Genomic DNA, 23,883 nt, shown 5'->3' on the forward strand with positions numbered 1-23,883 from the left:
TATACGGGATCTTACGTCCCAACCAGCCTCAATCATGGTCATGACAAGTAGGGGTGAACATTATAGCGCTCGGGATCAAGTCCCACGGGCAGGTACGTTCGACCAGGCTACCTTAATCCTCTATGAAAATAAAAAAAGGATCAACCAGAAAGAACTGGTTGATCTCATAATACGAACGGGCAGTATAGCAGAACATTTTCTTGGCACATAAAACCTAACCAAATGAGGCAATTTATAGGTGGGTGATAATATGAAAAATAAATTGATATCTACTCTAGTCCTTTCCATTGGGGCGATACTATCCATTCAGTCAGCAAGTGTTGCTCAACCACATGATGAAACGACTAAAGGAAAAGATGCAATTGAATGGATTGCTTTATGGGGATCCCCACAAACAAGGGAAGAACGATTGGAACGAATGTTAACAACTGAATTGCAACAGAGGACACTATGGGCACTCCAAGAAAAGCAATGCTTAAAGACAGGTAAAGAAAATGTTTATTACTTTGACCCATTTCAAGTAACCGATATGAGAGAGGTTACGGGGGGATTTTATGAATTAGATGTTTTAGCGAGTGTACATGAAGTTATTAATAACGAGGTAGAAAAGAAAACAGAAAATTATCAAATTACATTCCGTCACAATTACGATTCAGGATTCGTTGTCACACATGTAAGCGAAAATAATATAAACCCCTAAATTATTGTGCTAACGGGACACTATAGTTGAATAATACACATTGATGAGCAGGTGCTTCGGTATCCTGCTCTTTTTATTAAGCTAACGGGCAGGTTAGTTCCAATATGTGGTATTATATGTTTATTAAGTTAATGACTGAGTTACTCCAATTTCAGTACGGATGGAAGGGAGTTAGTAACATAAAACAAAAAAAACTTGTTGGATTGTTCGCGTCAATATTTCTCACTTTCTATGGTATATGGAAACTAAATAATTTTTTCGAACCAAAAGTTGGTCCGGTAGGTAACGGTCCTAGTGATACTGTTGTGGAAATAGTATGGATATTGTTTGGTATATCAATGATTTTAGGTGTTGGTGGAGTGATTTATTTTTCTTATTCAATTTTTAAAAGAAATGATTAATTAATAATCCAAAAGTTAGTTGTTCCGCGGGCAGATTAGTTCAATGACGATAAGACGGGATTTTAAAAAAAGTGCGCCATAAAGGTTGCCTCTACTTCCTCATCGCAACATAACTACTTGTTCTTTCGTTTGAACAGTAAACGTTGTTATTTAAACTGGGGGTTCAAAATTTGAAGAAATTTCTACTGCCTTTCGTAATGACTCTCGTTCTCATGGGCTTAGTTGGTTGTTCTGGCGTTCAGCCAAATGGTGTTGATTTAGTAGTTGGAAAAGAGCCAATGGACAAGGTACTTGAGGAAGAGCAACCGCCTAAGGCTGAAATTCAGATTGGTGAACAAATGTATGAGACAAAACTCGGCACATATTGTTGGGACTCAAAAAATCAAAGCAGATGTGTGGATTCAATTGGTCCAGTTGAGCTTTTAAAAGGTGAAAATCCAGTTATTGTACAGCCTGGTGAAGTTATTACATTTGTGATGAACTATGAGCCGCAACCGAACCAACACCATGTCATGCAAATCTATGAAGACAAATCTGAAGAAGCTGAAGTGAAAGAAAATAGTTTTCATGCACCTACACAAAAAGGGACATATTTCTATTCATACGGGGTATGGTGGATGGATGAACATATAGAGAACCTATCTCACGGTGATGCTTTTTATTATTTCGTCCTAAAAGTTGTTTAGATGATTAAGCTAACGGGTAACGTTAGTTGAATAATACACATTGATGAGCAGGTGCTTCGGTATTCTGCTCTTTTTATTAAACGCATCATTGGCAACCCAAGAGGTCTAGAAAATGACCTATATAGTGATCAAGGTGATTTGTACGTTGAAGTTTTAATAAGACCTGACGTTAAGCAGACGCTGCCTATTCGGTGGCGTTTTTTATTGGGAGGAGGTGAGGTCACAACTGAAAAAGGATCCTTATAATTAGGACTCCTTTTTTTCTGGAAATCAGGGTTTCATCGGGTAAGTGACCAAGTTCTTGTCCTCCGACACAAATACTGTTTGCTGTTTGTGCTGTATCTGGGTTTATTGGTCTGTTCATTTTTAAAAAAAGACATTACATATATCTCGGTCGAACCACATGTAGTAATGAAACTAAATTATGTAACAGAACACATAACAACGATTCATTCATTAAGTTTCTTTCTCAGCCAACCCGAAAAAACTTTTTAGGGGAGCTCATACGTCTTACTTATGTAAGAGACACCAAGCATAAACGGAGGTTTTTAGAAAATGAAAAAGCAGTACGTAAAGAAATACCTTTTTTAGCGCTGGCAGGTTTCATTTGTGCAGTAAGCATCGGTACACCTCAAGTTTCATTAGCAAAACAGGCAACCTCCGACCACCATCAGAAAAGATATGGAAAGTAATCTATATAGAATTCGCAAAAAACTGGATGTTCCTTAAAGATAAGGAACATCGATAGATCCTGACGTATCTGGGACCGAAACGTATTATCATGCAGTCGATAGTTTTCCGTTCACACTCGATGTGCAAGAGCATTTGGTGGAGAGGATACCGGATACAAGGATCGCGACGTGAGAGAGGCTGGAAGGTACTGATGTAAAGCAACAATCCCGTGATTTTGCAAGAGGAGGTTCCACACAAAACGAATCGATGAAACGAATAAGTTCAGCGATAGGCATCAGAATCGAACGGCCCAATCCATTGTGAAAGGGATCACAAAGCATTTCGTGGATAGAGAAGCTTAGCGCGCGGCTGTTTGAACCGTGCACTCATTTCAGGGATACAATACAACGACTTTTATAATTATTGCACCAGATCTGCATGATATCTATTAATCTATTTATTTAAACCGATTATCACAGATGCTTCAGTACACAATGGAAAGGTTTGGAAAGTAGTGAAAACATCGAGAAGAAATAAAAAGGCAAGGATAAGAAAGGTAAGAATACGTTTTGGGATTATTGTTCTAGTAACATTTTTTCTAATGATCTTTTTAATAGGGAAGATGTATTCTTCTCACCAAGAAGGAGTACTACAACAAGCTATCAAACAAGAGGCAATAAAACAAGAGGCAATAAAACAAGAAGCTATCAAACAAGAGGCAATAAAACAAGAAGCAAAACAACAAAAAAAATCTGACGGAAAAACTAAAGGGAAAGTTGTTTACCTAACATTTGATGATGGCCCTAGTAAATTAACGGATCAGTTCTTAGATGTATTAAAAGAGCAAAATGTAAAAGCAACATTTTTCATGCAAGGAAGTAATTTAAAAAAAATGAATTTACAAGAAAGTGTAAAACGAGTAATACGAGAAGGACATTATATTGGTGGACATAGTATGACCCATGATTCTCAAAAGTTATATACAAATAAACAGTTTGTACCAGAGATGAATGAAACCTTAGCTCTTATTCATGATATTACAGGTACAAATCCTAGATTGGTTCGTGCACCTTATGGTTCAGCACCAGGATTGAGAAGTGAGCGAATTCGTAATCAAATTGTAGAATCTGGATTTAAGCTTTGGGATTGGACAATTGATTCTAACGACTGGAGATTAAAAGGTCATCCGAACCAAATTCTAGAAAATATTAAAAGGGAAACAAAAGTTGACATGGAAGTCGTTCTCATGCATGAAAAATCACAAACATTACAGGAACTAACAGAAATCATTACATTTTATAGGGATAAAGGATATGCGTTTGGCGTTTATAATGATGCTGATCACTTTGTCCTAAATTTTCAGAATGATGAACGACTGTAGTCGGGTTGAACATATGAACACGCTATATTACACTCCAAATATTAGGAAGGAACTGGAATGATGAACAAGAGAATCAAAAAAAAAATCATAGTAGTGCTAGCGCTAGTGCTAGTCTTGATCGGATCAGGAGCTTTTGTGTTCCGTAAACCGTTAGCTATGCTTGCATTTGATATATTTTTGTCTGATCGGGTAGTGAGCACGTTAGAGGGGAAGTCATATAAACCGCTAGACGGGAACGGGGATGTAACTACTCCTATAGTAGAAACGGTGAAACCTTTTTCTGTTTTACTATTAGGTTCAGACCAGCGTGGACATGAAACGGCGCGTTCAGATACTATGATTTATGCGGTGATTAGACCTAAAGAATCAAAGGTATTATTGGTTTCAATTCCGCGAGATACCTATACGGAAATTATAGGAAGAGGAAAGAAGGATAAGATCAATCATTCCTTCGCTTTTGGCGGACAACTGATGGCGAAAAATACCATGGAGGCTTTACTCGACCATAAGTTAGACTACTATGCTACGATTAATTTTGTAGGATTAAGGGATGCGGTGGATGAGCTAGGGGGTGTGGAACTTCCAATTGAGAAGGATATCGTCAATAAAGGCGTAGACCATGAGAAATTCACGATTAAAGCAAATCAGTCTATTTATAATGGTACGGATGCTTTAAACTATGTGCGTTATCGTGAGGATAGTGATTTCAATCGTACGAAGAGACAACAGGTCTTCTTAGATCAGGTAGCTAAAAGGATGATGAACCTAAATCAAATCATTAAGATCCCACAATTACTAGATATCATGGGTTCTAACCTTCAGACGGACATGCAACCTAAGTTCATCATTGATCTGAGCAAACAACTACTAACTGGAAACAAAGTTCAAATTACAAGTTATACGGTTATGGGTGAGAGCATACGTTTGAACGGTATTTCCTATGACCGTGTGGATGAAGAAGATCTCAAATTTGCTCAAGATTCAATTGATAATTGGATGGACAACTCCATACCAACAGATCAGTTACTGAGACCAGAAGATCAGGATAAAGCGGAGTAAGTTACTTTAAATAATAGTAGCCCAGCCGAGAAGACGAAATTTTAAGGAGACAAGCATATGTCGCTTCTGAATGTCTATGATATATGCAAGAAAAATTCAAAATGATAATTAGAAAAAGGACTGATCTTTCATTTGTTAAAGATCAGCTTTTTATTTTACTATGAATAAAAGAGTGAAGATTCGGATCGAGATTTTAGAAGGTACGGATTTGTCGACTCAGATTATTAAAATAAAAGGCTATTTTCTGAAATATTGTTGCTAAATAAAAAACAATTATAGTCATTTTACCCTCGCAATAGATTCACTTAAAGAGATATTAAAGACATTAGTACAGTTTATAGAGGGAGATGTATTATGAACACTAATGCTCGTTCCGATTCCAAAGAAAAGATTTTTACGATTGAATGTAAGGATGTAATTCTACGAGAATTTTTAGTTACTGATTTATATGATTTTCATTCACTCACCTGGCAACCTGAAATACATGGATTTTTTCCAGGATTTAACGTATCTAAATAACAACGGAAAGATTGGTTTATGAATAAATACTGAAGAAGACTTTCGTAATGATTGTCTGGTTTTATATGATTACTTGGGTTATTCCAACAGTGATAGTAGTATGATAAAAGAAATTGATACACTATATTTTGTAGTGTGCAATGATAAATTCAAACCTACTTATAATGAAAAACAGTATAGGTTCACATCAGGGACAATTCATTCATCAAAAGGATAAGAGTATGATCAGGTTATTATTATAGCTAACGATTATACTTAGCTATAGAATGACCGCTATCTTCATTATGTTGCAGTATCGCGTCCAAAGAGTAGATTATTGATTTTAATTTATGACGATGATCGTGGGTTAGGATACATGCAAGAGATAAAGCGAGTAATTAATGATGCAAATAGAATATTAAGCACAAACCTTTCGGTTTCAGATATAATCAAAATGAGAAAAGTAAACGGGATATAATTGAATTTATATAGATGAAAATATTATAAATGATTTTATTTGGGTCACTTCACAATTTTAATGTATTTGAACATGTAGCCTTATAATAAAGTTGGGATGTTTATAAAAAAGATACGATGTTTATAATAAAATTGCGACGGTTGTAAAAAAGTTGCGATGAAATACCCCTTTAGATTAGTGGTCTAAAGGGGTGTTTTTTATGTCTAAACGAGCAAGAACATCTAAAATCGAAAAATGGATTAAAGAAGGTCGTGGCTCTGGAGTCGGTTCAGACTATAAACCGTGGTTAAATATTCAAGATGTTTCCTCTTTGGGAAGGTCTACTCGTCTAAAAGGGATTAAAACAAATAGGCAACATGAATTTTTATCTGATTTGGAACGAAACTACTTTTATTTAACTGAATATTCAGATTTTGTTGTTGGTATTCGAGAACAATTTCCTTTATTGCCGTTGGAAGAAACAATTGTCATTGTAGATGAATTAGGTCTTAAACATCCCACAGACCCAAAAACAAATGAGCCAGTTGTAATGACAACGGATTTTTTATTAACAGTAGATAAAGGTGAAGGACTAGTAGAGCTTGCTAGGACCATAAAAATGAAAGACGAGCTTTTAAAAGAGCGAATTATTGAAAAGTTTGAGATAGAGCGGGTTTACTGGGAGAGAAGAGAAATTGATTGGGGTATCGTAACAGAAATAGAAATTCCTAAAGAAATGGCTCGTAATATTAGTTATATTCATGACTATTACGATATTCAACAATACGATTCATTTCAAAATATGAATCAACAGCATAATGCAATTTCATGATGCGGGCAATAATTGATACCCTGTAGCTGATGCTCTCTATGAATATATGGTTCTCCGCACCTCTCATTATCTCCCTTCGTACATTCAGCGCAATAATATAACCCATCCTTTGCAGAAATCTCTCATTCAGGCAAGAGCAGAATACAGGAAATATCAGTTCATAGACTCTGCCGAAATTGTCTCACACCCGTTGAATATCGCAAACTTTTGGAAACAACTGTTCAAAGCTGTTCGCAATTGTGTTGTTTGCTTCACACCATTCTCGTACCAGATGTTTTTAACAACGAGTGTTCGAGTTTTTCTCTCCGCGATAATCTCGGCTCGTCCAATGAAGCTCTCTCCATATAATAGAGGCAGCACATAATAGCCGAATTTTCGTTTGATTGCAGGCGTGTAAATCTCCCAGGTGTAATCAAAGTCAAACAATTCGTTGATAAGTTTTCTGTCCCATATGAAATTATCTAGCGGGGCAATAAGCTCGCAACGCAATTTCGGCTCCTGATTTTGCAGAATGGCTTCAATAAGCGGTAAATCCTCCGCGAGGCAGTACAGCATATCCTTCATTTGCTCCACGGCAACAGCAACAATGCGAGCTTCGTGTAATAGCTGGCGGAAAACCTCTTTGCGCTGTGCAGCTTTCAGCCCCCATATATTCAACCATGCATCTGACGCACGATTCCATAAGAGACCAACCGAGCCGATTCGCCGTAGTACCCGCCACTTATGATGCTCAAGCTCATCTTCCAGCGGCTCTGATGCACTCAGCAGATTTGGCGGTATGTACTTCTTGGCTATATCGTAATATTTACGTGTTCCTTTTTTATGATGGATAATCAACTCACCCGTCGAATACATCTGTTCCAGCACTGATCGAGATGAATTGTTTCCACTGCTCCAGTGGATTGCCGATTGCCAAGAGAAATCTCCATCCAACTTTAAATCATCCGAACTTAGTGCACCGTGATTTTGGATATGAGCCCGTACTTGCGCTGTCAACGCTTCCATTTCGGGATAGCGTTCGGCATGTTGTCGGGCGGCCTGCCTGTATCGCTCAAAATACGGCCAGTCCTCGACAGGGATAATGGCCAGGTTCTTGTCGGGATAATCGACAAGGCTTCTATCCTCATACAGCAAATCGGCGAGCATTCCCTTAGTAAATCCTTTGATTCGCGACTGTAACACCAATTCGGCGTTTTTTCCGCAAACATCGATGGGGTCGTATTGAATACAGCCAATCTGCCGAGCAAAGTCCAATACGCCCTGCTTCCCGCTAAATTTATATTCGTCCAAAAGTCCGTGTTTCAACAACAAAAATTGCCGTGCCTGGCGGTTTGTTAATTGGATCATGTGCGCACCTACCTCTATTTTAGTTTTCTTATTATATTACAGAGGGGGATGGAGGGGAAAAGAAAAGCGAAGGCGTGAAGGGAAATTTGTTCACCTCGCTGGGGTGTTTCGTGGACTTTTATTGGCCGGCTCGAGTCCAGTGCAATACCGAACTCAAAACAATCAATCAGCCGCATAATAAAAACTCTAACTTTAAGTAATACTACCCAGGAGGGCATCTTTTCGTTATTGCATTTCTTTTGTTGGGCCCATCACAGGTGGTACTGGTAAGCCTGCTTGACGTAATAGCACCATCATTTGGCCGCGGTGATGTGTTTGGTGGTCAATTAAGAAACGTAATAATGCACCTTTTGTTGCAACACTCGCAATGCCTGTTTCTGTTAGCAAGTCCACATCTGATAACTTAGCTACCTCTTCCTTGACCGCCTCTGCTGCTTTTTCGTAAGCTGCTATAATTTCTCTTGCTGTCGCTGGAACTGGTTCATCTTGACCATTCATTGGTACAGTTAAACCTGCTAAATGACTAAAATAACCTGTTGTTTCTACTAAATGCCAGCTTAACCAACCAAGTGTACTATGCCCTTCCAAAATACTTTGTCCTAATTTGTCATCTGTTACGGCTTGTAATACTTGCAATGTCCCTTCCACAGCCACTGCCCATTCCTTTAAAAAATCATCCACTTGTCGATACATCCAAACTCCTCCTCTATCATTCACTTCTATATTTATTATACAAAATAGAAAGGAAAAATACAAACGTATGTTCTCGTTAAAAGTGTATACAAAAAACATCTGTAACCGCTAAACTTGAGAATACAAACAAATAGGTTAGTGAGATGAGCGATTTGAGTAACGAAAAAATACCAAAAAACAAGCGATATAAGCATTAAAAATCGTAGAGGAGTTGCTTGGAAGTTCGATAGTCGGGGTATATCTATTTGGTTCTGCAGTAAATGGTGGCTTACACATTAATAGTGATGTAGATGTCCTAGTGATCGCGAATCATAGTTCCATATTTCTATCACCTGTTAACAATCTCCAAACTTTCATTTTTTTTAAAAGAAGGAAGTTGAAAGGCATTCATCATTAGGTGAACGTTTTGAATGCGTTAAATATTGTATGTAACTGATAATTAAAGAATGTAACTATAATCTAGATACATCATGAACTGTCCTTTAAATATTAAGGACGGTTTTATTTTTTAGGAAGGGGCAAGGATATAGAGGGCATTGGAGATAAAGTTAAAAGCATTCGTCTACAGCACGGGCTGAATCAGGTCGCCTTAGCTGAAAAAATAGGGATATCACTGAAATAGAACAAGGAACGAGCTTCACTTGAGTTTCTGTCCCAATGCCGAAGCTGCAACGAACGGATTTAACCTTTGGTGTGAACAGGGCGATAAGATTGACCACGAAGCTGTTAAAAGTGGATTGGAAACGATGCGTAATTGGAAAAATGAGATCATCAACTACCATCGCTGCCGACGAATGCAACTGTAGAAGGTCGTCATTACTTCACATGTAATCGTGACCGTTATAAGACTAGGATCTTAGTAGAATGCAATCGTTATAGGCTTAACTAAATAATCAAGCACTGATTTCTAGTTCCTCTTTTTATGAAAAACCATTTTTTTTGATAATATTGTTCAAATTTCTTTTGATTATCAATAAAAATCCGAATAATAAACGTTTACACGTGATAAAAGTTCGTTTATAATCAAATTTGTGTTTATATAAATTATTTAACGTTATTCGTATATTCTTAGAATATGGTCTAAGAGTCTCTACTAGGAGCCTAACAATCCTAACTACGAATGGGTGAGATTACTCTACCCATTTATAGTTAGGATTTTTTTGTTACTTTAGTCAGAATTACTATTAAAAATTTTCTATAAGGAGTGTATATCATGGAAAAAGTATTTGATTATGAAGATATTCAGTTAATTCCTAATAAATGTGTGGTTAACAGCCGTTCTGAGTGTGATACGACTGTGACATTAGGAGGTCGTAAATTTAAACTTCCTGTTGTGCCCGCCAATATGCAAACAATCATTGATGAAAAGATAGCCCTTTATCTTGCTGAAAATAATTATTTTTATATTATGCATCGCTTTGAGCCAGAAAAGCGGCTGTCATTTGTAGAAGATATGCAGGCAAAAGGTTTCTACGCTTCAATTAGTGTTGGAGTGAAAGAAGAAGAATATCAATTCATTGAAGAGCTTGTAAAGGCAGGGCTTACCCCTGAATTCATAACGATCGACATTGCACATGGTCATTCAAATGCTGTCATTAATATGATTCAGCATATTAAAAAATACGTACCCAAGAGCTTTGTCATTGCTGGTAATGTTGGTACTCCTGAAGCTGTGCGAGAACTTGAGAATGCCGGTGCTGATGCGACAAAAGTTGGGATTGGACCTGGTAAAGTATGTATCACAAAAATTAAAACAGGATTCGGGACTGGAGGCTGGCAGTTGGCAGCACTTCGTGGGTGTGCAAAGGCAGCAAGTAAACCGATTATTGCTGATGGTGGAATACGAACACACGGTGATATAGCCAAATCAATCCGTTTCGGTGCATCGATGGTCATGATTGGATCCCTTTTTGCCGGACATGAAGAATCACCAGGAGAAACCATCGAAAAAGATGGTAAGTTTGTTAAAGAATATTTTGGCTCTGCTTCTGAATTTCAAAAAGGTGAAAAGAAGAACGTAGAAGGTAAGAAAATGTACGTTGAGCATAAAGGTTCCTTACAGGAAACGTTAACTGAAATGGAACAAGATCTTCAATCTTCTATTTCATATGCTGGTGGAACCACGTTAGCCTCCATTCGTCACGTAGATTATGTTATTGTCAAAAACTCTATTTTTAATGGCGATAAAGTATATTAAAGCCTTATTTAAAGAAGCTTCTAAAGGCAAGTGTTTTACGTATCCTCTGGACTTTTCTATTACTTTCTAACAACATCGCTTAAAACAGAAAGTCGAATTTCTATCAATGATTACCATGAGGCACTCAAGTTAGCTCTAGATAAAATTCAAGGTAATCTTGAATTGTACCATGTTAATTCACGCCACAAAGTTTATTTCGCACTTAGTTTAAATGATTCCTTAGTCAATCTGACTAGGAAGTCTTTTTCATTTATGATTCGACGTTTCAATACGAGTTATTAACCGTGATCAGTCCAGTACCGTTGTATCTATTATTTCTTATAGTTAGAGTTTTTAAGGCGAATGCAGCTCATGGTTGGAGGTAACGAACATTATGCTAGACTAGTGTCGAATTTATGATCTCCGTTATGAGTCAGGATTCCATTTCTAGCAGAATCACCCATCAATCTAGAGAAAAAATAAACAGTTACAAAAGCTTGGAAACACTTAAATAACAAGTGCCATGAAAACAATACTTTATTGTAAATAATCATGTCTGGTGACATTAAAGTTCACCGATATCACGCTGAGCCGAGAGAAACCCAGGTACCCCTGCATTTTTCTCGGCTTTTTCGTTCCATAAATTATTTTATTAAAGGTGAGGTGTGGAGTCTGGGCGAAGTATGAATTTGAATATTGTCGTTCGAATATTGAGGTTAGCCTCTGATCCGATAAATTAAAAGGGGATTTAAGTGAAGTCGCACTAGAGAAATTAGGTGAGTTAGAAACTGAACCAATAGAAAGTGGTTTTAAATGGTCGATATATTTATACTGAAAACAGAACGAGGGATATTATGAAGTTTGACCGCATGTTAAGTATTGTGAATATACTATTGAACAATGAGAAGATAACCGCTAATGACCTAGCTGGAAAACTAGAAGTTTCTAAACGTACTATTTTTAGAGATATTGAAACTTTAAATATGGCAGGAATACCGATCGTTACATACCCAGGGATAGGTGGGGGCATAGGAATATTAGATGGCTACAAATTAGATAAAAGCATTCTGTCAACGGATGACATGAAAAATATTGTGATGGGATTAAAAATACTGCAAAGTTTCGAAAATAAAGATATCATCGAACGATTGATTACAAGAATATCTCCCACCAATGAAGATATTGCGCTGATGGAAAGCAATGTAGTTATTGATTTATCGACATGGTATTCAGATGGATATACGCAAACCATGATGGATGATTGTAAAAAAGCCATATTGAGAAACAATCGGATCCGTATCGAATACCATTCGAAAAATAAATATAGCAAACGCACAATTGAACCCTATAAACTTATCTTTAAATATACCGACTGGTATTTGTATGCCTTTTGCACAGATCAACAGGATTTTAGATTGTTTAAAATCAATAGAATTTCATCATATAAATATTTAGAAGAAATATTTATGCCTATGCCAACAAAAGATATTTCTATGGATTTTAGTGTTAAAGAAAATGATTTGGGAGAAACGAAGGATTCTCCATCACAAGAAATAGTATTGGAATACAAAGCGGTACATAAAGATTTATTAATGGATAAGATTGGAGCAAGGAATTTTACGGAAGATGGTAAGTTTATTATTTTCTATTCTGCTAATACGAATTGGGTAGTTGATTTAATAATTAGCCTACAGGATAAGGTTAAAGTAATTAAACCGCAGTTCATAATATCAGAGGTTGAAAATACAATAAAAAAGATGCAAGAGCAATACAAAAGATGACACCTCGTTGTCATCTTTTGTTATATATAATCAAATTAAAAGGAGTGTTACGATATGAAAAAGGAAGTATTGATTTTTATTTCCAATGGATATGCTGATTGGGAAGCGGGATATATATGTGCCGTACTAAATAAGCCAGAAAGCGAATGCAAAGTAAGTACAGTTTCTTTAAATAGCGACAATGTAAAATCGATGGGCGGATTTACTGTTATTCCTGACTATAATATAGACAGTATACCCTCACAGTGTGAAATGTTAATTTTAATCGGGGGTACAACATGGAAAGATAATTCAGCGATTACTCCACTTATTGAAAAATGTATACAGGATAGGGTACCTATAGCTGCTATATGTGACGCTACAACCTTTTTGGCAGAACATAGCTATTTAGACAACATTCCTCACACTGGAAATTCATTGGAATACTTAAAGGAATTTGCTCCTAATTATAAAGGGGACGCAAATTTTATAGAACAACAGACCGTTTCGAGTGACTGTATCATTACGGCTAATGGTACGGCATCTTTAGAATTTGCAAGGGAAATTATGAAGAAGTTAGATATCTCGCCAATCGAAACCATTGATGGATGGTATAGCTTTTTTAAAAATGGATTATATCCAGAATAAGCAAGAAAATAACCGCGTTCATCGCGGTTATTGGTATTTCATAGGGACATATTCTTATCATTATATAATGCCAAGAATATACTTCTCACTCATAGCATCTGTCCGCCCACCATCGTCCATAGAACTTGAAATTCTTTATCTAATAGGACTAAGTCAGCATCGAAACCAACGGAAATCTCCCCTTTTTGTTGAAGCCCAAGAATATTGGCTGGGGTAGTTGAAGCCATCTGAACAGCATCCAGCAACGAAATTCCAGTTTCGACAGTATAACGTAAGGCTTCATTCATGGTAACTGTACTGGAGGCTAATGTTCCATCCTCTAGTCTCGCAATGCCATCCTTTACCGAAACATGATGGCCTCCAAATATATAATTCCCATCACCCATACCCATGGCTTGTAGAGCGTCTGTGATTAAGACCATACCTTCAGGTCCTTTCAAGCTATGCATCAATCGAATGATAGCAGGATGTAGATGGACATTATCCACGATAGCTTGAAGACTCACATGTTTCTCTTCGAAAGCCGCCACGATAAGCCCGGGATCTCGATGATGAATCGGACGCATACCATTAAAACAATGGGTAACATGACTAGCACCTGCTGAAAAGGCTTGTTTGGCTTCTTCATATGTGGCATCAGAGTGAGCAATGGCTATAATGACTCCTTGTTCCTTCAAAAAGGAAATCAGCTCCATACCGCCCGGTAGCTCAGGTGCTATAGTAACCATCTTAATGAGGGAACCTGCTTCCTCAAAAATCATCTTCATTTCTTCTAAGTCAGGATGCCGTAAATACTTTTCATTCTGCATTCCTTTTCGCTTCGGATTCAGATAAGGGCCCTCTAAGTGAATACCTGCAATCTTTGCGCCTGCTTCACGTCCTTGTACAAGCTTAACACTACGAATCATTTCTAGAAGATCCTCTATCGTGGAACTAACAGAGGTAGCCAGAAATGAAGTGCACCCCGTTGAAGCACATACACGTGAGACTTCTTGAATACTCTCGGTCTTGCCGTCCATCATGTTAAAACCATTGGCACCATGGATATGAACATCTATCATGCCTGGTACTAACAAATGCCATCTACCATCAATCAGTTCATGGTCTCCATCTACAATAGGAAGATCACCTGTATCTATCCTCATGATTTTCCCTTCAGAAATCCACACATTGGCTGATGGAACGATACTGTCTCGAAGTACCAGTTGTACATTATGCAAAATATAATTCATATAAATCCCCCTCTATTCTATGGGTATCATTCTTGGTTTCGAACCTCTTGATTTTCTTCCGGACACTCAATAACGGTGATGTTCTTCTGATCCAGAACTTCTCTTATCTCAACTGGGAGTTCCCTACTTGTAATTACAATGTCAACGAAATCAAAGTCTAGCCGATGAATAGATTTACCACTAAATTTGGTGTGATCGGCCACTACGATAACTTGATCAGATCTTCGGGCCATTTCTTTCTTTACCCGGGCATCTTCTTCATATGCATAGTAGAGTCCATCAGATCTGATTGCCGATGCTCCAATAAAGGCTTTATCAGCACGAATTTCACTTAGTTTATCAATAATGGAAGAGCCATATAAGAAACGGTGCTTTACATTTAAGTAACCACCGAGAATATATATTTGAAGATCCTCTCGATTGGATAAAATACCTACGTTATCAATGGAGTGCGTAACAACCGTAATATTCTTGGCGGTAATTTGTTCTGCAACAAATTGCACTGTGGTTGATACGTCTAGAATAATAGTCTCATGGTCTTGGATAAGTTGTGCCCCAATTTTCCCTATTCTTTTCTTACTCTCGGATTCATCAATCAATCGATCCTGATAAGATAACATTTCTTTCTGTAACTCAGGTAATGAAAGCCCCCCATGAGTTCGAATAACAACGCCTTCTTGTACCAATTTAACAATATCCCGTCTAGCAGTATCCCTCGATACTTCAAAGTGCGTACAAATATCTATAACACTCATCGATTGATGTTTTTTCAAGTATTCAAGTATTTTTAACAATCGTTCTTCTTGAAACATAATATATGCACCTCCATTTAAGTAATTTTAATTATACACTCAAGTATTTATAAGTATATTATACATTATATAAGTATATATAAGCATTTAATTCTGAAAGTTCAACAAATCTACCGTAATCTACTCGGTTAACGAATTATCTAATAGGAAATTGGAAGAACTTAAAAATGACTTGTAATTAGTCATAACGGGTGAATGGATGGAAAAAAACCGCCAATATATAAAGGGCGGTTAAGGTAGCTATTGCGATGGGTATCATGATCTCAATTTCCTGTTACATCAATTGGCTCAAAGTCTTAGCCTGAGCATCTAGATTGCCAGCTGCTTCGCTAATTCCTGCAAATTCACCGACTGCTTGTTGTATTTGATGCTGGCTATCGATAATTGCCTGTTGGGAGGATTTTGTTCCGCCGCTGACTCTACCAACATGTTCGGAAATCTCTTCAACAGTGGAATGAATTTCTTGTGCAGATTCCTGAACATGTTTCGCAAGCTTACGAACTTCAGTTGCTACAACGCTAAAGCCGCGTCCATGGTCCCCAGCATGTGCCGCTTCAATTGCCGCATTCAAGGCGAGTAGGTTCGCTTGCGAAGCGAATTCCCCTATCGTTCGGACAATACGCTGAATGGCTATACTTTGCTGTTCCAGGTTGTAAAGATGGCTCAAGTTGTTCTCATTGTCGTTCATCATACGCTCAATGGATAAAGCCACTTGCTGATTGCGTCTAATACCTTCTTCTGTACGCTTGAGTAAATCCTCTGCCAACTCTTTTAATTCGGTAGTTAATTGGGTTGTGGCAATTTCTCGTGCTGTTATGTCTGTCGCTACTTTAAGAACGGCCACTACCTGTTCAGTATCATTGTATATTGGCATATACGTGGCCTCAAGCCAAAGAATACTGCCATCCTTTGTCACACGAACGATTTTCTCTTGAAATTTCTTACCTTTTCTTAAATTATCCCATAGTGTTCTATATTCTGAACTGTTAATAAAGTTTGGTGTACAAAATTGCTTATGGTGAATTCCTGGCAACTCAGACATTTGATAGCCCATCGCCTGAGCAAAATTCTCATTCGCCCATAACACATCGCCCTGTGTATTAAACTCAATCATAGCCAGTGATTGCTCTAATGCAACCATCACCGCATTTTCATCAAGAACTTGTGTCGACAACTTCGTTATTAACATGAGTCACTCCCTTTATAGTGGAAAATTAAATTCGGAAAAATATCATTTATATTCATTGGTTTATGTTAGTGTATGGGACAAATATACTAATATTTAACATGGCAGATTATACAATAAATAAGTATCGGAGTATAGAGGCAATATTCGACATGCAAAGAGATAAAATCCAATCATAAGTACTGTAAGTTTGTAGATTGTTGTAGAAAGTAATTTGAATATTCGGAACTTCCGACATAATATTCGGCTGAGTCTAGCGAAATACAAGCAATTCACCCGAAGTCTGCTAGGCTTTTGCTGTTCTTACCTCAATCATTGAGTCATTTAATGTGATGTAGACGGAGAAATCATATTTTGTTGAAATAGAGCTGAGAATAGGACGATAGCCCGCAGTCTTTCGACTAACCGGATTATCGTCCTGTTTGATGTCTAAATATAAAGTTCATGAAGAAGATTTACTTTCGTGGGGTAGAGTTGAGATGCTCAATCTGTTCATCCAGAATTGTACTCGCTTTATCTAAAAACTGTGTAATAAGCTCAAGTTCTTCAACCTTATAGGATGAAGCCAGTTTAAGCATTGCGGTGTGAAGAGGGTGGTACGTATTGCTGACCTCTTCTTTATTTTCATATAAAGGGACAATAATGACTTTGCGACGGTCATTGGGGTCATTTTCTCTGCGAACAAACCCATTTTTTTCAAGACGATCAATTAAAGCGGTAACGCTTCCTGTAGCAAGCCCGGTTAGTTTGGATAGCTCTCCAGCGGTAATGGGACCCTTTTCGTGCAGAATATCTACGGATAAATAATCGTTATTGTATAACCCTAGAGAGGCAGCTACATTCTGCTGATATACGACTGTTCTGGTTCCCAGGCCTCTCATACGTAAGGTGAAATTTTCTTGCAAATCGGTTGGTTGATCTTGTTGATTGCTTGACAAAAGAAAACACTCCTTTTAAAATATAAGTATCTCGACAATCAAGATACTTTATATACGAGATACTAGATTTACGTGTGATTAATTAAATTTATTGTATCGGAATTATTACTCATTTGCAAAGAGATAGAGCATAACGCCAATTCAACAGGTACTTTGAGTCTATTTCTTCAACGATATGATTGAAAATTGGAACATGAGGAGAAATTTTCTTGAAAGAAGTCATTGTTATTAAAGGTGCGCGGGAGAATAACCTGAAGAATGTTTCGCTTTCGATTCCTAAGAATAAGTTGGTCATCCTGACAGGGCCGTCGGGTTCTGGTAAATCGACGTTAGCGATGGATACGCTTCAGCGGGAATGTCAGCGACAGTACATGGAATCGATGGGATTGACATCGGATTCGATCAGTAGACCGAAGGTGGAGTCTATAGAAGGTCTGTCCCCTTCTATCAGCGTCGGACAGCATGTTACCAACCGCAACCCGCGCTCGACAGTCGGGACAGTGACTGACATATACACGTATGTCCGATTTATCTTTTCTAGACTGGGGGAGCGGGTATGCCCTTCATGTAGTAAGATCATCCCGCCTTCTTTTGAGCCAGCAGGATTGTTGGTAGAGGAAGACGAGGACATCGAATGTCAGACAATCAGTTGTCCGCATTGCAATACAGAGCTTGAGAAGCTTGGTATGTCACACTTTTCTTTCAATAAGCCAGAGGGAGCCTGTGTTACGTGCAGTGGTCTCGGTCATGTAGCACGCATTAATGAAGCGGCTGTCTTCAATCCTGAACTTAGTCTGCGTGACGGGGGAGTTGCCTCGCTTAATGGTGTCCATCGTGATATCCAGATACGAATCTTGATGGCGGCGGGCAAACATTATGGATTTGACCTTGATCCTGATCAACCTTTGAAAGATTACGGTCAAGTTCTGCGTGATGTGTTGTACTACGGAGTTGAGAGTGAGGTATTTAAAGGTCATTATCCGAATGAGAAGCCGGTCCAAGGCACTAAATTTGAAGGTGTCATTCCTGGTTTGTGGCGGCGTTACAAGGAGAAGGAGGGGGAGTCCAATGCTCAGGAAAAAGACGGAGGATTCTTTCACCAACAGCTCTGCCCTGAATGCCATGGAGCTCTCCTGAAGAAAGAAATTCGTCTTGTTCGGGTAGCTGATGCATCCATTACTGATGTCTCAGATTGGTCGCTCGGTGAAGTATACGAGTGGACGAGAGCGTTGCAGGCGGTAATACCATCTAAAGGACTTCAGCTACTTGAGCCTATCCTCTATGATATGCCTGTACGGTTAAAGCGTATTATGAATGTCGGGCTTGGTTATTTATCCTTGAACCGACAGACGGTATCGCTGTCTGGTGGAGAAGCGCAACGGTTGCGACTCGCGTCCCTGCTTGGTTCAGGTCTGACTGGCGTACTGTATATTCTAGATGAACCGACGACAGGGCTTCACTCTCGGGATACAGTGGGCCTCATTCGGGTGCTTCAGGAGCTACGCGATCTGGGCAATACAGTCCTTGTTATTGAACACGATGTCGAGATGATGCGTGCTGCCGATCATATGATTGATATCGGTCCGGGTGCCGGAATATACGGTGGGACTGTAGTGGGTGAAGGTAGTCTGGAGGATTTGATGGCAAGTGAGCTTTCGGTTACAGGGGCTTATTTAAGAGAAGAGGGACTCTCGTCTCCCACACGTGTTCGAAGGAAGGAGAGTGGACAGCATATTACGATCCAGGATGCGCAGTATCGCAATCTTAATATGCCCATCGTTTCCTTTCCACTTGGGTGTCTTGTATCCGTAACAGGGGTTTCGGGTTCAGGCAAATCTACACTTGTATTCGATATCCTTGCCCAGGGAAGTTCGAAGGAACAGGAGCACACAGGTTGTTGTAAGGAAATAACGGGCTTGGAGCATATCGGTAATATCGTTATTGTTGACCAGACGCCAATGGGGAGAATTCAACGTTCGAATGTCGCGACCTATACCGATGTGTTTACGCATCTGCGTCAGTTGTTTGCAGGATTACCAGAGGCTAAGGAAAGAAAGCTAACCTCGAAGCATTTCTCATTTAACACACCAGGAGGTCGTTGCGAGAGATGCCAAGGTCTAGGTATGCTGTCCGTAGATATGAATTTCTTACCTGACCTAGAGGTGAAGTGCCACGACTGCAAGGGCAGAAGATTTACGGATGAGGTTTTGCAAGTTCAGTATAAGGGCTTATCTATTTCAGACCTACTGAATATGTCGATACAGGAAAGTCTTGTGGTCCTCAAGTCGGAACTGAAAGTGGCGACCACCATTGAGATGCTGTGTGAGGTTGGACTGGGCTATCTGAAATGGGGTCAATCGGTCAAAACTTTATCTGGTGGCGAGGGACAACGAATTAGGTTGGCTAAAGAACTTAGTAAACCATCTAAAAACCATACGCTTTATTTGTTGGATGAGCCGACCACAGGTCTCCATCCAACGGACATTAAACAGCTTCTAGTATTGCTTCATAAATTGGTCGATACAGGGAATACGGTTATCGTTGTCGAGCACAGTTTAGAGCTGATTAGGGAATCCGATTGGGTGATTGATATTGGTCCAGAAGGTGGCGAAGCGGGTGGGAAGCTAGTAGCTAAAGGTACACCGGAACAGGTAGCCAAAGTGAAGGATTCTTATACGGGTATGTTCTTGAAGCACATTTTAGTTGAAGGGCTCTAATCAAAAAAGTCTTATGAGAATACAAATTAATGGCCAGAGTGTATTGATGATGGTCGGTATTGTGTTAGAAGTTGAGTAGTAGTGGAGGGAACAATAGAAGATGGAAAAGAAAAATAAAGTAGGCGTCATCATAGGCGCGCTACTACTTGCCACGCTTATGGCATCGATGGATAACACCATATTAGCAACAGCTATGGGAACCATCCTTGGGGATTTAGGTGGCTTAGATAAATTAATGTGGGTAACCTCTGCTTATATGATAGCAGAGATGGCAGGTATGCCGATTTTCGGTAAATTATCGGATATGTATGGTCGCAAACGCTTCTTTATCTTCGGTATTATTGTATTTATGATCGGTTCTGCCTTATGTGGTACGGCAGACTCTATCGTACAACTGAGTATTTATCGCGCAATTCAGGGAATTGGTGGTGGAGCGCTCGTACCGATCGCATTCACGATTATGTTCGATGTGGTTGCTCCAGAGAAACGAGGTAAGATAGGTGGATTATTCGGTGCCGCTTATGGTATTTCCAGTATATTTGGACCTCTAATTGGTGCGTATATCGCAGATTATCTGCATTGGTCTTGGATTTTCTACATCAACTTACCTATCGGTATTATTGCTTTCATAATGATTGCAATTTTTTACAAAGAATCTGTCGAGCATTCTAAGCAAAAAATCGATTATATGGGTGCTTTTACACTGGTAGCTTCAATTCTTTGTCTGATGTTCGCACTTGAGCTCGGCGGTAAGCAATATGCTTGGAATTCTATGATGATTATAGGTTTATTCGTAGCTTTCGCCGTACTTATTGTTAGTTTTGTATTTATTGAACGTCGGGCAGAGGAACCAATCATCACCTTTGGGATGTTCAAAAACCGTCTCTATTCAACAAGTAATGTGATGGCTATATTTAGCGGTGCAGCATTTATTACTGCCTCTGTCTATATTCCAATCTATATTCAAGGTGTTCTAGGTGGATCGGCAACGAATTCAGGGCTCGTCTTACTTCCAATGATGGTTGGATCCGTGATTACTGCTGCAGGCGGAGGGATCTTGCTATCTAAGCTTAGTTACCGTTCCATCATGATATCGACGCTTGCGCTGCTTGCTATAGGTATTGCTCTACTTACAACGTTAACGACGGATACCTCGCGCTTCATGGTAACAATCTTTATGTTCCTTGTTGGTCTTGGGATAGGTGCATCGTTCTCTGTATTAAGTAATGCGGCGATCCATGGATTTACAGCAAGACAGCGTGGATCTGCAAGTTCGACGCTTAGTTTCACGCGGGAACTGGGGATGACGCTAGGCATTACGGTATTCGGTATTATTCAAAGTCATGTGTTTACGAATAAGTTAGCTTCTATGTTCAGCAGTGGAGGAGAAGCAGCGCAAGGTGTCGATCTTAGCGATCCGAGTGCAATCTTGACCCCAGAGACTCGGGCAAATATTCCTACTCAGGTTCTTGATTCGATTACAGAGGCATTATCTTCGTCCATCGTTCATACATTTGCTTGGGCTATTATTCCTTCTGTTATCGCGCTTGTGGCAGCATTGTTTATGAGCAAAGAAAAGTTCGATCCAGCAAGTGAACTTGACGAATATACGCCTTCACATTAACAATTCATATTGGAATGTATGAGTAATGACTGTCTCACAAAGTCCGATTGAAGCACATAAAGTTCGATGTAATGCCGACCGGCAATCAGGATCTTATCTGATTATCGGTCGGTTTATTTCTCGATACATAATATTCTTGGAATCTATTTAGTTGATCTAAAAGAAAATATTGAATGTATATTTGAATTCATGGACGGTATAGTAATATAATATTAGAGCAACAAACATAGGGGGTATAAATCATGTCAACACCACACAATACAGCACTAAATGGAGAAATTGCTAAAACCGTATTAATGCCAGGAGATCCTTTGCGAGCAAAATACATCGCAGAAACCTACTTAGAGAATCCAACGCAATTCAATACGGTACGAAATATGTTTGGATATACGGGGACTTATAAAGGTGTAGAAGTGTCAGTGATGGGTTCTGGCATGGGAATGCCAAGTATCGGTATTTATTCTTACGAATTATATAATAGTTATGGTGTAGAAAATATCATTCGTATCGGTAGTGCAGGAGCTTATACAGATAAATTAAATTTATTTGATTTGGTACTTGCAGATAGTGCATGGAGTGAATCTACATATGCTTACGTACAAAGCGGCGTAGAAGGAAATGTACAACTACCAAGTCAGTCTTTAAATGAAAAAATTGAAGCAGCCGCTAAGAGTATCAACAAACCACTCATGACGGCAAGAATTCATTCAAGTGATGTATTCTATCATGAAGATAATGTGCCTAATCATAATGACTTTTACAATGAATATGATTGTGTTTGTGTAGAAATGGAAAGTTATGCGCTGTTTCATAATGCGAAAGTATTAGGTAAACAAGCTGCTTGTATTCTTACCATCTCAGATTCATTAGTAACACATGCCGTAACAACAGCTGAAGAAAGACAAAATTCTTTTAACAGCATGATGGAAGTGGCATTAGAAGCAGCTATTTCTATTGCAAAATAAAGTCTGCTCAAATCCTACAGCGTTTATCGAACCGAGCCATTTCAATCCTGAAATGGCTCGGTTTTTCTTTTACCCACGCTTGATTCCTACTTTATCCCATTAAGTTTATGGGGATTAATGCATATATATAACAACATTAATTGTTGTAATGTACATTTTCCTTACAAAACAAATTTACCCCCTATAATAAAATAATCTCCCTTCCTTTAACAGAGCCAAACAACTACTATAAGGTAGAATGATTAAAACTATCATTATTTGTATAATAATGTTAAATTGATGGCTATCAATGGTTCCTTGATAATTCAATAGATTCATTGCTCAGCAATTGGATTATTCCTATACGGCATTATTACACAAATACACAATGTTTCACTCTATGGTACCTGTATCCACTATTGTCAGTCTCCCTTAAAAAGAAATGCTACGCGGTAATCTAACTCACATTTTATACACACTTAAATCATATAAGAAATTCACCTGAGTAAGTCTATATTTAAGCTTTACTGCTAATTCATGAGTCTATTTTCTAGGTATATATTTTAAATATCTGAGAGTAAGTACGAAGTTTTTTATTGTAAACGCTTTCAGTTGGTGATTGATTACTACATCCATATTTTAATGTAGTCGAAACTTCACGCATTCGGTTCAAATCTACTTATTTAACCCACTAAATAATTCATAGGGAGCGTGTATTTATGTTCAGAGAAATCCATAAGTCCAAAATCCATCGTGCAGTTGTAACGGAAGCAAATTTAAATTATGTAGGAAGTATTACGATCGATGAAGATATTCTAGAGGCGTCTAATATCATCGAGAATGAGAAAGTACAAATCGTTAACATCAATAACGGAGCAAGACTGGAGACATATGTCATTGTTGGGCCAAGAGGAACTGGTGTTGTTTGTCTAAATGGAGCAGCTGCGAGGTTAGTACAACCTGGTGATCTGGTGATTATTATCTCGTACGCAATGATGGAAGAGAGCGAAGCAAGGAATTACAAACCTAATGTAGTCATTATGGATGAGAACAATCGTATCGTAACGGACTCCTATAAAGAGTTGCACTCTACTACGATTTAATATCTGAGGCGAAAGTA

At 38.5% G+C, this 23,883-nt stretch carries 20 protein-coding genes, 3 pseudogenes and 1 riboswitch; of the genes and pseudogenes, 16 read left to right on the forward strand and 7 right to left on the reverse strand.

Going from position 1 to position 23,883, the window contains the following annotated elements; all coding sequences use genetic code 11:
* The 7 genes and pseudogenes from PBAT_RS25810 to PBAT_RS19715 form a co-directional block, all read left to right on the forward strand.
* Nucleotides 1–211, forward strand: a 211-nt coding sequence (locus PBAT_RS25810; RefSeq protein ID WP_211267843.1) for a hypothetical protein, incomplete at its 5' end; no start/stop codon positions are given.
* Between the two features lie 39 nt (nt 212–250).
* Complete coding sequence (locus tag PBAT_RS19690) at nt 251–700, forward strand: hypothetical protein (protein ID WP_068652116.1); 450 nt, start codon at nt 251–253, stop codon at nt 698–700.
* Between the two features lie 571 nt (nt 701–1,271).
* On the forward strand, nt 1,272–1,787 hold the full coding sequence (locus tag PBAT_RS19700; protein WP_068652120.1) for a hypothetical protein: 516 nt from the start codon (nt 1,272–1,274) through the stop codon (nt 1,785–1,787).
* A gap of 1,186 nt (nt 1,788–2,973) precedes the next feature.
* A complete protein-coding gene (locus tag PBAT_RS19705) occupies nt 2,974–3,840 on the forward strand; it encodes a polysaccharide deacetylase family protein (protein ID WP_068652122.1) in 867 nt (288 codons plus the stop codon).
* 57 nt (nt 3,841–3,897) lie between these two features.
* On the forward strand, nt 3,898–4,899 hold the full coding sequence (locus tag PBAT_RS19710; RefSeq protein WP_246168371.1) for an LCP family protein: 1,002 nt from the start codon (nt 3,898–3,900) through the stop codon (nt 4,897–4,899).
* Between the two features lie 354 nt (nt 4,900–5,253).
* Nucleotides 5,254–5,418: a hypothetical protein gene (locus PBAT_RS24925; RefSeq protein ID WP_188016996.1), complete on the forward strand. Its 165-nt coding sequence runs from the start codon at nt 5,254–5,256 to the stop codon at nt 5,416–5,418.
* Between the two features lie 656 nt (nt 5,419–6,074).
* Nucleotides 6,075–6,668: pseudogene (locus PBAT_RS19715) on the forward strand (TnsA endonuclease N-terminal domain-containing protein); the annotation flags it as partial.
* Here PBAT_RS19715 and PBAT_RS26050 read toward each other — a convergent pair.
* The 3 genes from PBAT_RS26050 to PBAT_RS19725 all read right to left on the reverse strand — a co-directional run bounded on the left by PBAT_RS26050 (nt 6,662) and on the right by PBAT_RS19725 (nt 8,726).
* Complete coding sequence (locus tag PBAT_RS26050; RefSeq protein ID WP_246168782.1) at nt 6,662–6,805, reverse strand: TniQ family protein; 144 nt, start codon at nt 6,803–6,805, stop codon at nt 6,662–6,664. The pseudogene PBAT_RS19715 and the gene PBAT_RS26050 sit on opposite strands and share 7 nt — an antisense overlap.
* Before the next feature lie 34 nt (nt 6,806–6,839).
* Complete coding sequence (locus tag PBAT_RS19720) at nt 6,840–8,033, reverse strand: winged helix-turn-helix domain-containing protein (protein ID WP_068652126.1); 1,194 nt, start codon at nt 8,031–8,033, stop codon at nt 6,840–6,842.
* Nucleotides 8,034–8,258: 225 nt separating this feature from the next.
* Entirely contained in the window at nt 8,259–8,726 is a 468-nt protein-coding gene (locus tag PBAT_RS19725; protein WP_068652127.1) for a DinB family protein, read from the reverse strand.
* Between the two features lie 143 nt (nt 8,727–8,869).
* Here PBAT_RS19725 and PBAT_RS24930 point away from each other — a divergent pair.
* The 5 genes and pseudogenes from PBAT_RS24930 to PBAT_RS19740 form a co-directional block, all read left to right on the forward strand.
* A pseudogene (locus PBAT_RS24930) lies at nt 8,870–9,042 on the forward strand (nucleotidyltransferase domain-containing protein); the annotation flags it as partial.
* Nucleotides 9,043–9,379: 337 nt separating this feature from the next.
* Nucleotides 9,380–9,615 (forward strand): annotated as a pseudogene (locus tag PBAT_RS26420) (transposase); the annotation flags it as partial.
* A gap of 149 nt (nt 9,616–9,764) precedes the next feature.
* Nucleotides 9,765–9,863: riboswitch (purine riboswitch) on the forward strand.
* A 76-nt stretch (nt 9,864–9,939) separates the two neighbouring features.
* Nucleotides 9,940–10,923 carry a GMP reductase gene (gene guaC / locus PBAT_RS19730; protein ID WP_068652129.1) on the forward strand — a complete coding sequence of 328 codons (984 nt, stop codon included), beginning with the start codon at nt 9,940–9,942 and terminating at the stop codon, nt 10,921–10,923.
* Between the two features lie 833 nt (nt 10,924–11,756).
* Entirely contained in the window at nt 11,757–12,683 is a 927-nt protein-coding gene (locus tag PBAT_RS19735; protein ID WP_068652131.1) for a helix-turn-helix transcriptional regulator, read from the forward strand.
* Nucleotides 12,684–12,737: 54 nt separating this feature from the next.
* Nucleotides 12,738–13,310: a type 1 glutamine amidotransferase family protein gene (locus tag PBAT_RS19740; protein ID WP_068652133.1), complete on the forward strand. Its 573-nt coding sequence runs from the start codon at nt 12,738–12,740 to the stop codon at nt 13,308–13,310.
* A gap of 89 nt (nt 13,311–13,399) precedes the next feature.
* Here PBAT_RS19740 and nagA read toward each other — a convergent pair whose 3' ends face one another.
* The 4 genes from nagA to PBAT_RS19760 form a co-directional block, all read right to left on the reverse strand.
* Complete coding sequence (gene nagA / locus PBAT_RS19745; RefSeq protein ID WP_068652135.1) at nt 13,400–14,542, reverse strand: N-acetylglucosamine-6-phosphate deacetylase; 1,143 nt, start codon at nt 14,540–14,542, stop codon at nt 13,400–13,402.
* Between the two features lie 26 nt (nt 14,543–14,568).
* Nucleotides 14,569–15,354, reverse strand: a complete 786-nt coding sequence (locus tag PBAT_RS19750) for a DeoR/GlpR family DNA-binding transcription regulator (protein WP_068652137.1) — start codon at nt 15,352–15,354, stop codon at nt 14,569–14,571.
* A 274-nt stretch (nt 15,355–15,628) separates the two neighbouring features.
* Entirely contained in the window at nt 15,629–16,543 is a 915-nt protein-coding gene (locus PBAT_RS19755; RefSeq protein ID WP_068652139.1) for a methyl-accepting chemotaxis protein, read from the reverse strand.
* A gap of 452 nt (nt 16,544–16,995) precedes the next feature.
* Complete coding sequence (locus PBAT_RS19760) at nt 16,996–17,421, reverse strand: MarR family winged helix-turn-helix transcriptional regulator (protein ID WP_188017016.1); 426 nt, start codon at nt 17,419–17,421, stop codon at nt 16,996–16,998.
* 266 nt (nt 17,422–17,687) lie between these two features.
* Between PBAT_RS19760 and uvrA the strand changes: the two genes are divergently transcribed.
* From uvrA to panD, 4 genes are all read left to right on the forward strand, one after another.
* Nucleotides 17,688–20,195, forward strand: coding sequence for an excinuclease ABC subunit UvrA (gene uvrA / locus PBAT_RS19765; RefSeq protein WP_068652143.1), 2,508 nt, complete (start codon nt 17,688–17,690; stop codon nt 20,193–20,195).
* Between the two features lie 100 nt (nt 20,196–20,295).
* A complete protein-coding gene (locus tag PBAT_RS19770) occupies nt 20,296–21,819 on the forward strand; it encodes an MDR family MFS transporter (RefSeq protein ID WP_068652146.1) in 1,524 nt (507 codons plus the stop codon).
* A gap of 242 nt (nt 21,820–22,061) precedes the next feature.
* Entirely contained in the window at nt 22,062–22,784 is a 723-nt protein-coding gene (gene deoD / locus PBAT_RS19775) for a purine-nucleoside phosphorylase (RefSeq protein WP_068652148.1), read from the forward strand.
* Nucleotides 22,785–23,482: 698 nt separating this feature from the next.
* Nucleotides 23,483–23,866 (forward strand): aspartate 1-decarboxylase, encoded by a 384-nt coding sequence (panD, locus tag PBAT_RS19780; RefSeq protein ID WP_068652150.1) that lies wholly within the window; start codon nt 23,483–23,485, stop codon nt 23,864–23,866.
* Nucleotides 23,867–23,883 lie beyond the last annotated feature (17 nt).

The sequence above is a fragment of the Paenibacillus antarcticus genome (assembly GCF_001637225.1).
Classification (GTDB): domain Bacteria; phylum Bacillota; class Bacilli; order Paenibacillales; family Paenibacillaceae; genus Paenibacillus_AQ; species Paenibacillus_AQ antarcticus.

What these genes read in the sequence shown, in the direction of transcription:
- PBAT_RS19690 (WP_068652116.1), top strand. Translation starts at nt 251, where the DNA reads ATGAAAAATAAATTGATATCTACTCTAGTCCTTTCCATTGGGGCGATA.
- PBAT_RS19710 (WP_246168371.1), top strand. Translation starts at nt 3,898, where the DNA reads ATGATGAACAAGAGAATCAAAAAAAAAATCATAGTAGTGCTAGCGCTA.
- PBAT_RS24925 (WP_188016996.1), top strand. Translation starts at nt 5,254, where the DNA reads ATGAACACTAATGCTCGTTCCGATTCCAAAGAAAAGATTTTTACGATT.
- PBAT_RS19720 (WP_068652126.1), bottom strand. Translation starts at nt 8,033, where the DNA reads ATGATCCAATTAACAAACCGCCAGGCACGGCAATTTTTGTTGTTGAAA.
- PBAT_RS19725 (WP_068652127.1), bottom strand. Translation starts at nt 8,726, where the DNA reads ATGTATCGACAAGTGGATGATTTTTTAAAGGAATGGGCAGTGGCTGTG.
- guaC (WP_068652129.1), top strand. Translation starts at nt 9,940, where the DNA reads ATGGAAAAAGTATTTGATTATGAAGATATTCAGTTAATTCCTAATAAA.
- PBAT_RS19735 (WP_068652131.1), top strand. Translation starts at nt 11,757, where the DNA reads ATGAAGTTTGACCGCATGTTAAGTATTGTGAATATACTATTGAACAAT.
- PBAT_RS19740 (WP_068652133.1), top strand. Translation starts at nt 12,738, where the DNA reads ATGAAAAAGGAAGTATTGATTTTTATTTCCAATGGATATGCTGATTGG.
- nagA (WP_068652135.1), bottom strand. Translation starts at nt 14,542, where the DNA reads ATGAATTATATTTTGCATAATGTACAACTGGTACTTCGAGACAGTATC.
- PBAT_RS19750 (WP_068652137.1), bottom strand. Translation starts at nt 15,354, where the DNA reads ATGTTTCAAGAAGAACGATTGTTAAAAATACTTGAATACTTGAAAAAA.
- PBAT_RS19755 (WP_068652139.1), bottom strand. Translation starts at nt 16,543, where the DNA reads ATGTTAATAACGAAGTTGTCGACACAAGTTCTTGATGAAAATGCGGTG.
- PBAT_RS19760 (WP_188017016.1), bottom strand. Translation starts at nt 17,421, where the DNA reads ATGAGAGGCCTGGGAACCAGAACAGTCGTATATCAGCAGAATGTAGCT.
- PBAT_RS19770 (WP_068652146.1), top strand. Translation starts at nt 20,296, where the DNA reads ATGGAAAAGAAAAATAAAGTAGGCGTCATCATAGGCGCGCTACTACTT.
- deoD (WP_068652148.1), top strand. Translation starts at nt 22,062, where the DNA reads ATGTCAACACCACACAATACAGCACTAAATGGAGAAATTGCTAAAACC.
- panD (WP_068652150.1), top strand. Translation starts at nt 23,483, where the DNA reads ATGTTCAGAGAAATCCATAAGTCCAAAATCCATCGTGCAGTTGTAACG.